This window comes from Providencia sneebia DSM 19967 (assembly GCF_000314895.2).
GTDB classification, from domain to species: domain Bacteria; phylum Pseudomonadota; class Gammaproteobacteria; order Enterobacterales; family Enterobacteriaceae; genus Providencia; species Providencia sneebia.
On the sequence record NZ_CM001773.1, the window covers coordinates 1,224,998 to 1,241,276 of the forward strand.

At 37.9% G+C, this 16,279-nt stretch carries 10 protein-coding genes and 2 pseudogenes; all 12 read left to right on the forward strand.

What is annotated here, in order from left to right; all coding sequences use genetic code 11:
- Positions 1-2,619 carry a type VI secretion system ATPase TssH gene (tssH, locus tag OO7_RS05070; RefSeq protein ID WP_008914892.1) on the forward strand — a complete coding sequence of 873 codons (2,619 nt, stop codon included), beginning with the start codon at positions 1-3 and terminating at the stop codon, positions 2,617-2,619.
- The gene (locus tag OO7_RS05075; RefSeq protein WP_008914893.1) at positions 2,616-3,413 is read left to right on the forward strand and encodes a hypothetical protein; all 798 of its coding nucleotides are present in this window, start codon (positions 2,616-2,618) and stop codon (positions 3,411-3,413) included. Before tssH ends, OO7_RS05075 begins: the two co-directional genes overlap by 4 nt.
- Positions 3,410-4,054 (forward strand): type VI secretion system-associated protein VasI, encoded by a 645-nt coding sequence (gene vasI, locus OO7_RS05080; RefSeq protein ID WP_008914894.1) that lies wholly within the window; start codon positions 3,410-3,412, stop codon positions 4,052-4,054. Before OO7_RS05075 ends, vasI begins: the two co-directional genes overlap by 4 nt.
- Before the next feature lie 5 nt (positions 4,055-4,059).
- On the forward strand, positions 4,060-5,508 hold the full coding sequence (tssA, locus tag OO7_RS05085) for a type VI secretion system protein TssA (RefSeq protein ID WP_008914895.1): 1,449 nt from the start codon (positions 4,060-4,062) through the stop codon (positions 5,506-5,508).
- A complete protein-coding gene (gene tssM, locus OO7_RS05090; protein WP_008914896.1) occupies positions 5,505-9,053 on the forward strand; it encodes a type VI secretion system membrane subunit TssM in 3,549 nt (1,182 codons plus the stop codon). The genes tssA and tssM overlap by 4 nt, the downstream gene beginning before the upstream one ends.
- Positions 9,054-9,092: 39 nt before the next feature.
- Positions 9,093-10,433, forward strand: coding sequence for a VasL domain-containing protein (locus tag OO7_RS05095; protein WP_008914897.1), 1,341 nt, complete (start codon positions 9,093-9,095; stop codon positions 10,431-10,433).
- Positions 10,434-10,445: 12 nt separating this feature from the next.
- A complete protein-coding gene (locus tag OO7_RS05100) occupies positions 10,446-10,925 on the forward strand; it encodes an Hcp family type VI secretion system effector (RefSeq protein WP_008914898.1) in 480 nt (159 codons plus the stop codon).
- Positions 10,926-10,943: 18 nt separating this feature from the next.
- Positions 10,944-12,679, forward strand: a pseudogene (locus tag OO7_RS05105) (type VI secretion system baseplate subunit TssF).
- 919 nt (positions 12,680-13,598) lie between these two features.
- Complete coding sequence (locus OO7_RS05110) at positions 13,599-13,931, forward strand: helix-turn-helix domain-containing protein (protein WP_043892815.1); 333 nt, start codon at positions 13,599-13,601, stop codon at positions 13,929-13,931.
- Between the two features lie 283 nt (positions 13,932-14,214).
- Positions 14,215-14,736 (forward strand): annotated as a pseudogene (locus OO7_RS05115) (fimbrial protein).
- Positions 14,737-14,820: 84 nt separating this feature from the next.
- Complete coding sequence (locus OO7_RS17430; RefSeq protein ID WP_008914903.1) at positions 14,821-15,351, forward strand: fimbrial protein; 531 nt, start codon at positions 14,821-14,823, stop codon at positions 15,349-15,351.
- Between the two features lie 78 nt (positions 15,352-15,429).
- Positions 15,430-16,279, forward strand: an 850-nt coding sequence (locus tag OO7_RS05125; RefSeq protein ID WP_008914904.1) for a fimbria/pilus outer membrane usher protein, incomplete at its 3' end; no start/stop codon positions are given.

Sequence of the window (16,279 nt, forward strand, 5' to 3'; positions counted from 1 at the left end):
ATGATTCAGATTGATCTTTCAACATTGGTTAACCGATTACATCCTATCGCAAAACATGCGCTTGAAAACGCAGCCGCTTATTGTGTGAGTCACCAGCAACCTGAGATTACCGTTTCACAATTTTTACAGCAATTACTTGAAACACCATTAACTGATATTCGTATTATCTGCCATAAAGCGAATATAGATGTGTTGGAATTGATTGAATTACTTGAGGTGCAAATTCCACCACACCATGCTGTAACTCAAAGTTATCCAAGTTTTTCACCATTATTAATTGAGTGGATGAAAGACTGCTGGTTATTAGCATCAACAGAATACAACCACAATGAACTTCGCTCTGGTACCTTATTTCTAACTTTATTACAGATGCCATTACGCTATTTGTCTAAACCAGTTGCTGACTTATTAATTCGCGTCAACCGTGATCAACTAAAACAGAATTTTGATCATTGGACATCAGGCTCTGCTGAAGCACCTTCAACAGAAACAAAGCAACAAACGGTAGGAACGCGTCCAACAGATTCCTTGCTAGCAAAATTTACTCAAAACTTAACCCAACAAGCGAGAGAAAACCAGCTAGACCCCGTTTTATGTCGTGATCATGAAATTGATCTGATGATTGATATCCTGTGCCGTCGCCGTAAAAATAACCCCGTCGTTGTTGGGGAACCTGGTGTGGGTAAAAGCGCGCTGATAGAAGGGCTAGCATTGCGCATTGTTGCGGGGGAGATCCCCGAGAAATTACGTGGTTGTGAATTACTTACTCTAGATCTTGGTGCGTTACAAGCCGGAGCCGCAGTAAAAGGTGAATTTGAAAAGCGCTTCAAAGGTATTATGCAAGAAGTCAGCCAATCACCACATCCCATTATTTTATTTATCGATGAAGCTCATACTCTGATTGGTGCAGGTAATCAACAAGGTGGATTGGATGTTTCCAACTTATTAAAACCTGCACTTGCACGCGGTGAATTGCGCACAATTGCAGCAACGACGTGGAGTGAATATAAGAAATATTTTGAAAAAGATCCCGCTCTTGCACGCCGTTTCCAATTGGTGCAAGTAAAAGAACCTACCGCAGCAGAAGCTGTAATCATTATGCGTGGTCTAAGGTCTATTTATGAGCAAGCTCATCAAGTTTTTATTGATGATGAAGCTTTACGTGCCAGTGCAGAATTGAGTGATCGCTATTTATCAGGCAGACAATTACCTGATAAAGCCATTGATGTTCTTGATACCGCAGGCGCTCGTGCGGCTATTAATCTTTCGTCGCCACCAAAACAACTTTCTCTATTAAAAACTGAACTCCATCAAATTGGTATGGAAACCAATATATTACAACGTGAGCAGCAATTAGGGTTAAATGATCACCATGTTCGCCTTGAAACTTTGGCTGAGCAAGCTGAGGTTATTGAATTACAGATTAAAGCGTTACAGGAAGCTTGGGAAATTCAGCAAGGCATTGTTGCACAAATAATTGAACTCAGAGCTCAGCTACTAGATAACGATCAACAACAACTTGAAATAGAAGAAAATGATCGTTTGGTTCTTAAAGAACAGTTAAAACAACTCAATGAGCAACTTAATGATCTCCATGAACAATATTTGTTGGTTTCACCACATGTCGATAAAAAACAGATCGCAGCTGTCATTGCCGAGTGGACCGGAGTTCCGCTCAACCGATTGTCACAAGATGCATTATCCGTAGTAACAGAATTACCTGTTTACTTAGAGCAAGCCATTAAAGGGCAATCACTCGCTATTGAGAGTTTACATAAACACTTACTGACAGCAAGAGCAGATTTACGCCGACCAGGGCGTCCTCTTGGTGCATTCTTACTCGCAGGACCAAGTGGTGTAGGGAAAACAGAAACTGTTATTCAAATAGCCCAATTGATGTTTGGTGGTACTCAGTACCTAACAACCATCAATATGTCAGAATTTCAAGAAAAACATACTGTTTCGCGTTTAATCGGCTCCCCTCCAGGTTATGTGGGATATGGTGAAGGCGGCGTATTAACTGAAGCGATACGCAAAAAACCTTACTCTGTTGTGTTATTAGATGAAGTCGAAAAAGCGCATCCTGATGTATTGAATTTATTTTATCAAGCTTTTGATAAGGGTGAACTTGCTGATGGTGAAGGTCAGATCATTGATTGTAAAAATGTCGCATTCTTCTTAACGTCAAACTTAGGTGATCAGGTTATCGCAGCTTATGCAGACAAACTTGAAGAGCTTCAAGATGCTCTTTACCCAGAGTTAACCTCATTCTTTAAACCAGCATTACTTGCACGTATGGAAGTGATTCCTTACCTACCTTTATCGCCTGAAATTTTACAACAAATTGTCAGTGGTAAGCTTTCTCGTTTGGTATCGCTATTGCAAAGCCGCTTTAACGCGGAAGTGGTATTAGAGGAAAGTGTAATCAGTGAAATTTTACGTCGCGCTTCGCGAGCAGAAAATGGTGCGCGTATCTTAGAGTCAATTATTGATGGTGCTTTGTTACCCCCACTATCACTGCTATTGCTGCAATACAGCGCCCAAAATAAAGATATCAACCACATTCGGTTATCCACACAACACAATGAATTTATTGCAATGGTGAATGCTGAACAATGAAAACACGACTGAAAAATGCCTTAGCTTTACTGGAATGTTCAAATATAGATGTGCTGGCAAGCCAATTCTTGGTGTTTAGTTTTACACGTAGCCCATTCAGCGCACTTATTGTTTCATTGGTTAATCAATCTGAAAATCGTTTACAGAGTTGGAGTATTAAGCAATCGAATCAAGTTGAGCAAGGGCATTTGGATGTCGATATTAATGATGTGGATCACCCCTTAATTCAGCTGATATTAAAAAATGACATTGTACTGTGGGAAAATTTAAAGCAAGGGGCGCATATCAATGATCGTCACTTGCGTCAGTTTATTGCGGAATTACCAACAGGTACTGGTTTATATAGCTTGCCGCTAAAAGATTTACGCAATAAAACATGTGGCGCGATAATCCTATTTGGCCAATCGCTTACTATGGATAGCTATGAACAAGGTATTTTCCCTATATATTGTTCGCTTTTTAATCATCAATTAAAAAGTATCCTTGAGTTTTCACAAGCAAGACAAACAATCTCCCATTTGCAATATCTCAATACGTTACATCAGGAGCGTGAGCGGCAATTACAAGCCACTGTCAATGTTTTGACCACGCCAGCAGCATCAATTGGTCACTCAACTCTCTATGATTTTAAAGAAATTAATGATTTAACGGTTGCTACTGAAAATTATGAAGAACAAATTTTAAAAGATCGACAACAGTATGCTGGTGGAGATTTAGACACGATGGCATCAAGTTTAAATCTATCAAAGCGTTCCTTAATCTATAAATTAAAAAAATACGGATGTATGAGATGAATATTTCACCTCTAATAGGGTGGCTATTGCCCGCTTTATTCATTTCTAGCACTGTTTCTGCGGAACAAACAATGGCACAAGAGTTGCTCAATGAATTATCAGAGTGCCGTATTGAAACGTCACAATTAAGCCGCCTAGCCTGCTATGACAAGATTATGGTGGATACTCCAGAAGAAGTGCAACTTGAACCAAGCAAAATGGGGAAAGTATGGCGCCAAGCAATGGAACATGAAATGCACAGGGAAGATAACAGTGCAGGCTTCTTAGTGACATTGCCTGAAACTGGGGATTACCCCGTCATTATGACGATCCCTGCAATTGGTTTCGCACCACCTCGCCCAATCATGATGATCAGTTGTATTGACAATATCACTCGCCTGCAAATTGTGTTACCGCGTCAGCAGGACTCAGGCAGTGTGATGTTGACGACAGATAAAACTCAATTCACTGCTGATTGGTTTCTCCGTGAAAACGGATATGTATTGGAATCAAGCCGTGGCATTCCGGGTATTGATGAAATTAAACGCCTTTTAAATGGTGAAAAGTTGACATTAAAGCTGAGTAACAATGACAGGCTTACCTTTAATATTTCTGGGATTGCACAAGAAATTCAACCTCTAAGAGCAGCTTGTCACTGGTAACTATCATGATGATGAATAAACAAAAAGAATGGAAAGAGCTGCTACTTGCTCCTCTTAATGAGAATCAGCAAGCTAGCCCTATTGCTGATGACAACCCAGATTGGGAATATATTGATGGTGAAATGATTAAGTTCGGTTCATTAAGCCATACTCAACTAAATGTTGATGAAATTCAACGCAAAATTCTCAATCTGTTTGCTAATGAAACAAAAGATTTCCGCTTGTTAGTCCATTTATTACGCACATTACAACATGCTGGAAAACCAGAGGAGTTAACATTAGCGGCTGGTTTACTGGCTGAGTTTGTCAGGCATTATTGGGAAAATAGTTATCCACAAAACATTAAGTTAAAAAGGCGTTTAGCTGGGCAAATCCTTAAACGCTTTGAAACTGCTCAAGAAAGTTTTTCTCGTCAAGCCAGTGCTAATTTGCGAGATAACATTCTTGGCTCATTTGCCTTCTTAGCTAAATCATGGCATTCACAATGCCCTGATTTATCGTCCGAAATTGATCAACTGAGCCGCAATTATAATCGTATTGAACAAAGTGAATCCACTTTAGTGGTTGAATCACCCATTGCCACAACAAATGAAAAAGTGGGTGTAGAAAATACCATTCAACCACAAACGCCAATACAAAAGGCACCAGTAGTTGAAGTAAATCAGAGTGATGAACGGCAATGGAAACAGACATTACTTAAAGTTGCAGAAGCTATATGTGCGCAAAACCCCACAGATTCCGTAGGTTATTGCCTGCGCCGTTATGCTATTTGGCATACCATTCACTCGCTTCCGATGGCAAATGCAGATGGAAAAACACCATTAGCGCCCGTATCTCAAGACAGAGTTCTTGATTACAAAAATCAAATGAGCCAGCCATCCATTGAGCTCTTAAATAACATTGAGCAAAGCCTCACATTATCACCTTATTGGTTGGAAGGTCATATGTTAGCGGGGAAAGTCTCTGCTGCTTTAGGTTATACACAGGTTAGCCTAGCAATTACCCAAGAATTACAACTGTTTCTCAATCGATTACCTGATTTAGCTAAATTGAGTTTTTCAGATATGACGCCTTTTTTGCCAGATGATGTTCTATCTTGGCTCAGTGCTTCACAAGAATCTACTCACTCTCACTCATCCGGTCATTCACCAGCAATACAAGTTGATCAGCAAGAAGTTTTACAGTGTTTTGAACAATATGGCTTAAATGAAGCGTTAAAAATGATCGAGCAGAAAATCTCAATCACGCATGAACCCAGAACCCATTTTTATGGGCAACTATTATCAGCTCAACTTTTTGAGAAAGCAGGAATGGTACATATGGCGGCCTCCCTTTATCAGCAACTTTATTCTGCTGTACAACAATATTCGCTAATTGAATGGGAACCGAGCTTACTCAATCAGTTAGCACAAAAAAAACAGGAAATGACTTTTGATAGGAATTCACTGCAATGAAATTATCTTTTCTATCTATACCAAAAATAACTGGCTCCTTTAAAAAACTGTTTTTCGCTGATAGGCCAAAGATCAAATCCTTTTTATTACTATGCTTAGCTTTACTTCCTGCCATCTTAATTATTTGGATTTGGTGGTGGGGACCTGATTTTAGCTATCAAGAACACTATCCATTAAAAGCGCTTAGTGCGCGTTGGTTAGCCACTATTATTATCGTATTGCTCATTGTTAGCTGGATTGGCTTTACCACATGGAAGCGGGTTAAAAAATTAGAAAGTTTAAAATTAGATATTGAGCTAGCCGTTGTCGATCCCGTTCGTCAAGATATTGATTTTCAAAATCGCTATCTTGATTATTGGAAATCTCAATTTATTCGTCATTTAAATGGTCACACTAATTCTGTCTATCTGCGCCCATGGTATTTTATTTTAGGGGAAGACAATAGTGGCAAACAAACTTTACTAAAAAACAGTTTAAATACGTTAGATATTGCTCCTATTGAAAATGTCGTGAGCACTCAAACGCTACCACTGCATATCCAATGTTTATTGACTGATAATTCCGTCTTGTTTATTCCTGATGGTCAATTACTCACTCAACCAATTGGGCCTGATGATAAGCCACAATTATATCACCGTTTATGGAATGAATTACTTGAGTGGTTAAATTCCAATCGCTCAAGACAACCAATGAATGGGATTATTTTAACTATTGATGCCTTATCTTTGCTTACCGATTCAAAAGAAAAAACGGGCCAATTAATCGCTGATTTACATATGCGTATTGAAGAAATACGTATGACGTTTAATAGTCAACTGCCTATATATATTGTCTTAACCAAATTAGATTTATTACGTGGCTTTGATTCAATGTTTCAATCTCTTGATGCTCAGCAGCGTAATCAAGTTCTAGGTGTTTCATTTAGTTCTAAAAATAATCAAGATTGGCAAAAAACACTCAATACATTTTGGGAACAGTGGGTCAGTCAAATGAATAGCGCATTACCTGAAATGATGTTGCATCGCCCAGAAGGTAATCAACGAAGTGATTTATTCAGTTTTATACGCCAAATTGAAGGATTACAAAGTCGCGTTATAACCCTTATTTCTGCTTTAATCGCCAGTAATGAACAAAAAAATATCCGTTTAAGAGGTGTGTATCTAACTTCAGCAACTCAAGTGGGACAAATTGATGATGTTTTCAGCCAAACTGCGGCCGTACAATATCATTTACCAACTGCACCACTGACCACTTGGCCAATAGGTGATACTCACCCTTATTTCACGCAAAATTTATTTAAAAATATCTTATTTAGTGAGCCTAATTTAGCTGCAGAAAATCATTATTGGGTGAAAAAACATCGTACACGATTGCTAGTGACGTCAGCATTAAGCGTCGTTGGGCTTTTGGTCGTTTGGAATGGTTGGAGCCATTATTACAATAAAAATTATCGTGCAGGTGAAAATGTTCTAAATGAAGTGAAAGCATTTAAAGCAATAGAATCCGTCAGCACAAAAGATACTAATGGAAGCTTGCAACTACCTGTATTGAATCCTTTAAGAGAAGCAACTTTAGCTTATGGTAACCATCGAGATAAAAATAACTTATTATCAGAAATGGGCTTATACCAAGGGCAGAAAGTCGGCCCACAAGTTGAAAGTGTTTATCTGCAATTACTCACCGAACGTTTCTTGCCAACTGTTATGGCTGGATTATTAATTGAGTTGGGAAATGCAGAAAAAGGCAGTGAAGAGAAACTCGAAATTTTACGTGTTATGCGGATGTTAGAGGATAAAAGTGGTCGTAATAATGGCTTAGTTGAAGATTATATGGCTAATTATTGGAGCCAAATATTTACTGGGCAACGTGATATTCAGTCTCAGCTTCGTAATCATTTACATCATGCTTTAGAACATACAGATTGGAAAGCTGAACGTCAAAAAGGCTCTGCTATTGCTAACAAAGTCTTCACGCCTTTTGCAAAACCTATCAATGATGCACAAAAAGAGCTCAATGCTCTCTCTTTATATCAACGTGTTTATCAAACACTAAGATTGAAAGCTAACCAAACACTATCATCACCGCTGAATCTACGCCATCAAATAGGGCCTAGCTTTACTTCGGTATTTGCAGAAGTTGATGACAATAAATTAGAAATTCCGCAATTTTTGACGCGCTCAGGGTTAATTAACTACTTCATTAAACAGAATGACGAATTAGTTGAGCTAACTTTATTAGATGCTTGGGTATTAAACTTAGCAAATAACACGCAATACAGTGACAGTGACCGTAAAGAAATTCAACGTCAAATTAGTGAGCAGTATCTCAGTGATTATACCGCACAATGGAACAGTGCGATGAGCCACTTAGAAATTCGTGAGTTTGATACAATTCAAGATGAAATTAATGCATTGGAGCAAATTATCAGTGGTGAACAACCGCTAAGACGGGCTCTACAAGTTCTTAGAGATAATACTTCATTACCAACAATGGATAGCTCATTATCTTCTGAAGAACAGCAAAAATTACTCGCTGAGCCTAAATATAAACTTTTAAACCGATTAGATAGAGAATTTTCACCAGAAACTGAAATTTTAGTCAGTAATAATGGTGAAAATTTGCAAAATCTCAACCAAAAACTAAATGATTTACATCGCTATTTATTAAGTATTCAAAATTCTCCAGTTCCAGGTAAGGCGGCACTAAAAGCGGTATCCTTGCGGTTAAATGATAATAATCGTGATGTTATTTTTGAATTATCACAAATAGCTAAAACACTTCCTGAACCTCTGAATCGTTGGGTCGGTGATTTGGCTGATCAAGCATGGAATGTTGTACAAAAAGAAGCTATTCGTTACATGGAAGTCGAATGGAATGAAAATGTTGTTAAGCAATATAATACTTATATTGCTGGACGTTATCCATTTAATCCTAAAGCCACACAAGATGTGCCATTAAGTGAGTTTGAACGTTTCTTTAAGCCAAACGGTACCCTTGATAGCTTCTATCAACAGAATTTACGTTTATTTGTTGAGAATAATCTTATCGAAAACATGGATGGACAATCGCTGATTCGATCAGATGTTTTAGCACAAATTGAAATTGCTAATCGTATTAGAGACACTTTCTTTACTCCTCAAGGTAATCTCGAAACTCAATATGCTATGGAACCGCTATCTCTTTCGGGTAGTAAACGCCGCAGTATTCTAAATTTAGATGGACAAATTATTGATTATTCACATGGTCGTAGTAATACCATCCATTTAGTTTGGCCTAATTCCATGCGTTCAAATATTGAAAGCAAATTAACATTGGTACCTTTATCAAGTGATAAATCTCCTCGTTCAATAAGTTTTAGCGGGCCATGGGCACAATTACGTCTAATTGATAGCGGTAAATTAATGAATGTAAAACCAAATTCTTTTGACGTGCGTTTTAATATTGATGGGGGCGATATGACCTACCGTGTACAAATTGATGAATCTAATAATCCGTTTTTTGGTGGATTATTTACTCGATTCCGTTTACCGGAAACACTTTATTAATATGGCTTTTCGGTATGTTGACATAGGAATAAATAGACAATGCGTACACAACCAGAAAATTTAATCATTAAAGTAGGGGGATCTCCTTTGGAGACTCCCGAATTTATTGCCTTAAAAACAGAATTTAATAAATTAAATCATCCCGCGCGCCCTGAAATGAGCTGGGTGTTAATTGAATCACTTTGCGTAACCTTATTTAAAAGTCATGGTATTGATTTACAAAGTAGCGTTTATTACACAATTGCAAGATTACAACTTCATGGTTTGAGTGGTTTTACCGAAGGGTGTGAATTATTAGCCAATGTAGTTGTGACACAATGGGATAATTTATGGCCTGAGCAGACACATTATCGTGCTGATATATTCAATTGGTTTAATAGTCGAGCAGGAGCAACGCTACGACAATTAAATTTTGAAACATCAGATTTACGCTTAATTTATCGCTCAGAACGCGCCCTTCAACTCATTATAGATAAACTTGCGCAAACAACTTGGTCAAAAATACCTAAATTAGAAAACCTATTGTGGTTCTTCCAAAATGCGGCGAAAAATCTAGAGCAGAGAGAAGATCTCCTGCATCAAAATAAAGCGCCCACGGTGAAATTACCGCCATTGGTTTATATTCAGCAATCTGAAATACACCAAGAGCAGCAACCTCAGCCGATTGTTATTGAAAAAAATATCAATCCAGAACAAAAAACTGAGCAACCAAATCCTGTTATTCAGAAGAAAATGAGTGCGGTAAATGGGTTCCTTATTGGTTTATTCTCAAGCGCTGTTTTATTTGTGGGTATTGGCTATGCAATATATTACCAATTAAAGCAAGAAATAGTGGCGATGACTTCAGTACCAGCAGGCGCAGCAGCGCAGTGGTTATATCAACCTGAAATAGCAACTTATGCAGATAATCTTAACTTGCTTGAAAAACAGTCACCTATTTTTAATTTAAAACTTTCCGATTCGCTGGTGGATAAAGCAAAAAAATTATGGCCCAACAACGCTGATCAAACTTACGCGAGTCGTAATTGGCATAACCTAATTACAACGCGTTTAGAAAACACACCGATTAATGATAGCTGGTCAGAAACCGCCTCTTTATTACAACAGTTGTCAGATAAAATAGTCATGCAAGAGCGTAATCGAGGAAGCTTTACACTTTCTTATTTAAAAACCTCAATTTATGACATTCAAAAACAACATAATAAAAATATTCCTATTGAAGAAAAACTACGCGAATTTTCCGTACAAATAGACAATGGTCAGCCAATTTCACCTACATTAATTAATAATATTGATGCACAGATTCATGGGTTATTGGCACGTTATTATGACCTGCAACAACAAGCAGAAAAACAAGGTTTAAAACCTAATTTATATTAAAAGGATATTATCATGGCAAATATGATTTATTTGACGTTAAAAGGTTCTAAGCAAGGTGCAATATCTCAAGGATGTGGGAGTTTAGATTCAATTGGTAATAGATACCAAAATGGTCATGAAGACGAAATTTTTGTCTTACGTTTAGGTAATGGTTTTAGTCGCACTCAAAATATTAATTTTCAACCTGTTAATATTATTAAGCTACTAGATAAATCATCACCTCTGTTAGCAAATGCTATCGCTAACAATGAAATATTAGAGATGGTATTCAATTTTTATCGTACCTCTCAAACGGGTACGCAAGAAAAATATTACACCATTACATTACGAGAAGCATCTATTGTCAGCTTAGAATCTGATTATCCGCATTCATCGAATAGCAATGATCAACAACCAGAAGAAACATTAACAGTCAGATATAAAGATATCATTTTTCAACATATTATGGCTGGTACTTCAGGTTACTGTAGCTGGCAAGAAAATACTATTTAATTGAGGTAGAGCCAAAAGATGAGCGAAATTAAATATTTACAAGAAAAACAATATTTACAAAAACTAGCTGATGATTATGCTCGGAATAAACCACATCTAGCACATGTTTTAGATCCTCAAGATCCACATACTGGATATTTACTTGAAGGTTTTGCTTTTCTTTCGGCTCGCTTACAAAAAAAATTGATGATGCCTTTCCTGAAATTACGTTACCTTTATTACAACGTTTAGGCGCACAAGCAATTAAAGGGTTACCATCAACAACGATTGTTCAAATTGATCAAGATGAGATAATTAATCATCCATTTTACCTTTCTGATGAAAATTTAATTCTTGGCCCAAATGGCGTAAGTTTTAGCCTGTGTTATGGATTAACATTGCAGCCTTATTCTATTCTGGAACGAAAAATTACTCATCAACCTAACCGTAGTTGTATTTCTCTCAAAATAAAATACCGTGGAGAAAAAAACAAACACGATACAGCTACTTTGGGGATATTTTTAAGTAAGCAAAAAGAAGTTGCAGATATATTGATGCTTGGATTTAATCAATATTTTGATTATATAGAGCTAATTCATGATAACAAAAACTATCAAGGCGATAGTTTAAATTTTAATTTTGAGCCAAAAATAGGTAACAAATATCAAATATTTCAACAGTCAGACAAAATGTTATCTGCCCCTCAGCAATTGTTAGAAGGCTTTTACTTACCACATGTTCACCATTTTATAGATCTTAATATCCCATTGATTATTAACCAATTAGATTGGGATAATGATGATACCTACATTATTAATATTTATTTCAATAAACAATTACCAATTAGCCAAGCACAATGTGAAGACAGTTTTTATTTAAATTGTGTTCCTGCTATTGATAAAGAAAAGCAGAATGACCTAAATATTAATTTTGAATATAACAAGTCGAGGTATTTATTACCTATTCCTAGCAACTATTACCTTGCACATTTATCAAATATCCAATTATCCCTTGAGCCACATGAGAAATCTCGTGGATTATATTGTGATTTTTATCCGATGACTGATTTTACAGCGGCGTCACGGTTATTACCTCAATATGAACAAGCATTATTTTACTCATTAACTATTGATAACGATATTAGAGGTCGTACGCTATATTATTTAAATTTTTATGATAACCGTGGTTTACCAATGGTTGTACCTCCTAGCTTACGATTTTCTTGTCAATATATTAGTTTTGAACATTATCAAGATAGTCATGTTGGTGTATTGAATAGTCATAGTGAAAAAGTACCGGAAGGTGTTGTAACAAAAAATATAACCGCATTATCAAATTGCTATCCTCCAATCGTAAATGACCAATATTATTGGCAATTATTGTCACATTATAGTACGAATGCATTTATGCTTATGTCATTAGATACGATTAAACAAACATTATCAGACTATATTTTATATTGGGAAAATGATAGGCAAGTGACGCGAAAATTAGAATGCTTACTATCAGGATGTATTAATCTACAAACAGAGTTGTATGACCATATTTTAAAAGGTAAACCCTATCGCTGTTTATCATTAAAATTAACATTAGATATAGATAAGTATGAAAATGAAGGTGAAGCTTTTATGTTTGTAACTCATTTATATCATTTTTTCCCTTTTTGTTTATCAGAAAATATGCTTCTTGAAATGTCTGTCGATTTTAATAATTCTGACATTACAACATGGTATTTATCTCCATCCCCATTGCGAGGCCTTAAGTCACTATTGTAAAAATTATATTTTATATAGTTAATATTGATAATAGCCATATTTAATAATTTTTATATTCCCATAAGTTAGAACCTGTTATTTTTGTGAAATTTTTCTTGTTTATTATCGCGTTAATCGACATGCAGTGGCCAATAAAATTTGGTCACTGTTTTAGTGTTTTTCCTGTATCGATTTTCTGATTCGTTCGGCGGTAACCTACAATTATGTTCATATGACCTGTACGTACCATAGTAAAAGATAAATAAAAAACCTAGAATTTATTTTAAAATTAAATATAGAAATAATATGGAATTTAAAAGTATTTAATTTTTATCTGGAGTGATGGGGAAATGATATTTTGGAATAATAAATACATTGTTTAAATTTTTTATTGCTCAGTAATAAGAAAGTGATTGATGCTATCAGGTGATGGAAAGGGGAAATATCAACGCATTGTTACAAAATAAAACAAGCATTAATTGCTTTTATATTATTGATTTTTAATGATTTTATTTTCATATTATGCAACAAAATAAATCAATTTGTTGCACCACTCTCCATGCAGCTAAGTTTACTTAATATCGCTAAGAAATCAAATTCACAAAAGGCATCATGACACGCCTTTCGAGGGTGTTTTTACATTTTCTGGGGATAACACTTCGATTGAAACTTCATCAAAAACAACTTGTTATTGCTCACATCTTAATTGGATGTTCTTTTTTTAATGGTTTTTTATTTTTATTATGTCATTTTAAGATTTAATAAATAGGGTAATAAACTTAAATTAATACTAATTCATAAATTTAGTTCTGATTTTTAGTGAATGCAACAAATTGATTTATTTTGTTGCGTTTTAGTGGAGAGCATTATGCAAACAGATCATGTCATCAAWATGMGTRTTTTGTCRCCACMAGAAAGMGAGCAACCSACATCYRCATTAATGGGAAATCGCGCSGAAGATAATTTCTTCGCTAAAGCGATTGGKCGAGAAATATAYCGCTTACGCAAAAGTCAGTCAATGTCKGGAAAAGAGTTKGGTGCGCGATTAAATATTTCGCAGCAACAAGTTTCACGGTATGAGCGGGCAGTTTGCCATATTACGATTGATAATTTAATTGTGATTTTAGCCATATTGGGAATGCCATGGGAGGAGTTCTTTAAGCACGTCTTTCGACGCGTCAGTGAGAATGAAAATATCCCCTTACATTATTCAACGATTATTTCGGCGTCATCTGTGCTGCCGAAAAGTGATGATAAGCACGACATTATTTAGTGCGCGGTCATTGCGCGCACGATGATTGTTAGTGTGATGCTCGGTTATTTAAATCCCATGGGATTGGGCTCATTTTTAAAATGAAGAAACTATCTTCCTAATACCTCGAGTTTAATTAATTCAATTTAATTAAACCCCGTTAGGTGGATGCTTTCTTTATTTAAAAAAATAAAGATGCGGTGCCGTGTTTATATATTTCTTAAATATAAACGAATTAATGTTTCATTTTATTTAAACACCTTTACATGTCTTTAGGCATGTATTTATTTCCATAGAGGCAAATATGAAAAAAGTTATTTTAGCAACCCTGATTTCTGGCGCAATGAGTGCATCGGCTTTAGCAGTWGAAGCAGGWAGCGGCACAGTGACMTTCACTGGTTCAATCATTGAAGCACCATGCTCAATCGCACCGGGTGAAGAGAAYCAAGAAGTGSCATTAGGTCAAGTGTCTAATGTGACTTTAGCGAAAGGCGGTGCATCGTCTTCTCAACCGTTCACGATTGAACTGGAAGGTTGTAATTTGGAAGGTGATAACCAAGTGACCGTGACGTTTAACGGGACTGAAGCCGTGAATAACGGCACGAATACGGGCTTCCTACAAATCACCGGTGATGCAGCTGGCGCAGCAGTGAAGATCATGGATGGCGCAGGTGCAACGATTGCGGTAAACAGTGGTGCTACCCAAAACTATATCTTGGGTGATAACTCACTGAAATTCCAAGCAGCGCTGTAAGGTTTAGAGGGTGCAACGATTGTCCCAGGTAACTTCCAAGCGGTGACTAACTTCACACTGGCGTACAACTAATCGCATTCATCGCCATTAGTCGTCAATGATATCCCCCTTGGCGCCAGCGTGGGCTAAGGGGATTTTGGGAAGGGGAAGGGGATTATGAAGGTTATCTCAGTGAGTGCACTGTTACTGCTGACTCAAAGCTTACTGCTATCACCCGTACAGGCGGCGACATCGCCACTGTGGGGGCGCATTGGCATGARTGGCAGTATTGTGGATTCGGCCTGTGCSATTGATACGGGSTCGTATGAACAAACGGTAGACATGGGCATGTTACCSGTCGGCACGATACGCCAACAAGGACACGGTCCCGTTCGCCCTTTTTCCATCGCCTTGATTGGGTGCACATTAACGCCGTATGTCGGCGAGGCTTGGCAGTCGTTTTCGGTGACCTTCGAGGGGCCTGCAGAAGGTGACTGGTTCTCGGTGTCCGGTGACGCTCGCGGCGTTGCACTCTCGCTACAAGATGCACAAGGGCAACCGATTTATCCTGGGCAATCGACCCCCAAGCAAGACATTGTACCGGGGAATTCGGTGCTGCATTACGGGTTACGTTTGGTGTCGGATACTCGCCCACTGCGTCCCGGTGAATACCAAAGCGCGTTGCGCTTTAAGCTGGAATATTACTAATAATAACTGTTTTAGCGTGGGTTTCTTCTTTTTTATTTTGATGTTTTTTCCTTAACTTGACTTTTAGGGATGTTACTTATGTCTTCATCACGACCGCCGTTTTTTCGCCCTTGTGGCTTGAGCCTTGCTATCGCCTTATCCTTATACGGTCTGTCATCTTCGTTGTGGGCGGCTGAAGCATTTGAATTCAATACAGAGGTGTTGGATTTAGAAGATAAAAGTAACATTGACCTGAACCAATTTTCCCGCGCGGTGGTTGAGCAATTAGGTTTATTGCCCTCAATCCAAAAAGACATCGTATGGTGGCATGACGGGGAATGTTTACTGGTTGAAAGTGTCCCGGGCATGCAAGTGCGTGGGGATTTAGCGACGTCATCATTATATGTCAGCATTCCGCAGGCGTATTTGGAATATACCGCCCCTAACTGGGACCCACCGTCACGTTGGGATGATGGGATAGCCGCGTTAATGCTGGATTATAACCTCAACGGCAATGTGAATAATTCCTATAACGGGGGGAACGATAGTTATGCCTTGAACGGTAACGGCGTGGTGGGACTTAACTTGGGGGCATGGCTTTTTCGGGCCGATTGGCAGGGACGGCTGAACCACGCCACGGGCTCAAGGCAGCCAGTCAATAAAGATTTTGATTGGAGCCGTTTCTATGCGTATCGCGCGCTACCCAATTTAGCGGCCAAGTTGGTGCTGGGTGAAGATTATCTGGTCTCCAATATGTTTGATTCGTTCCGCTTTATCGGGGCGAGTGTGCGCTCAGATTTGAATATGTTGCCACCTAACTTGCGGGGCTATGCGCCGGAAGTGACAGGGATTGCCAAAACCAACGCCACGGTGACAGTGAGTCAGCAAGGCCGCGTGTTGTATGAAACCCAAGTCGCGCCGGGGCCGTTTCGTATTCAGGATTTAAGTG

Coding starts and splice junctions, on each gene's coding strand:
- tssH (WP_008914892.1), top strand. CDS start 1: ATGATTCAGATTGATCTTTCAACATTGGTTAACCGATTACATCCTATC.
- OO7_RS05075 (WP_008914893.1), top strand. CDS start 2,616: ATGAAAACACGACTGAAAAATGCCTTAGCTTTACTGGAATGTTCAAAT.
- vasI (WP_008914894.1), top strand. CDS start 3,410: ATGAATATTTCACCTCTAATAGGGTGGCTATTGCCCGCTTTATTCATT.
- tssA (WP_008914895.1), top strand. CDS start 4,060: ATGATGATGAATAAACAAAAAGAATGGAAAGAGCTGCTACTTGCTCCT.
- tssM (WP_008914896.1), top strand. CDS start 5,505: ATGAAATTATCTTTTCTATCTATACCAAAAATAACTGGCTCCTTTAAA.
- OO7_RS05095 (WP_008914897.1), top strand. CDS start 9,093: ATGCGTACACAACCAGAAAATTTAATCATTAAAGTAGGGGGATCTCCT.
- OO7_RS05100 (WP_008914898.1), top strand. CDS start 10,446: ATGGCAAATATGATTTATTTGACGTTAAAAGGTTCTAAGCAAGGTGCA.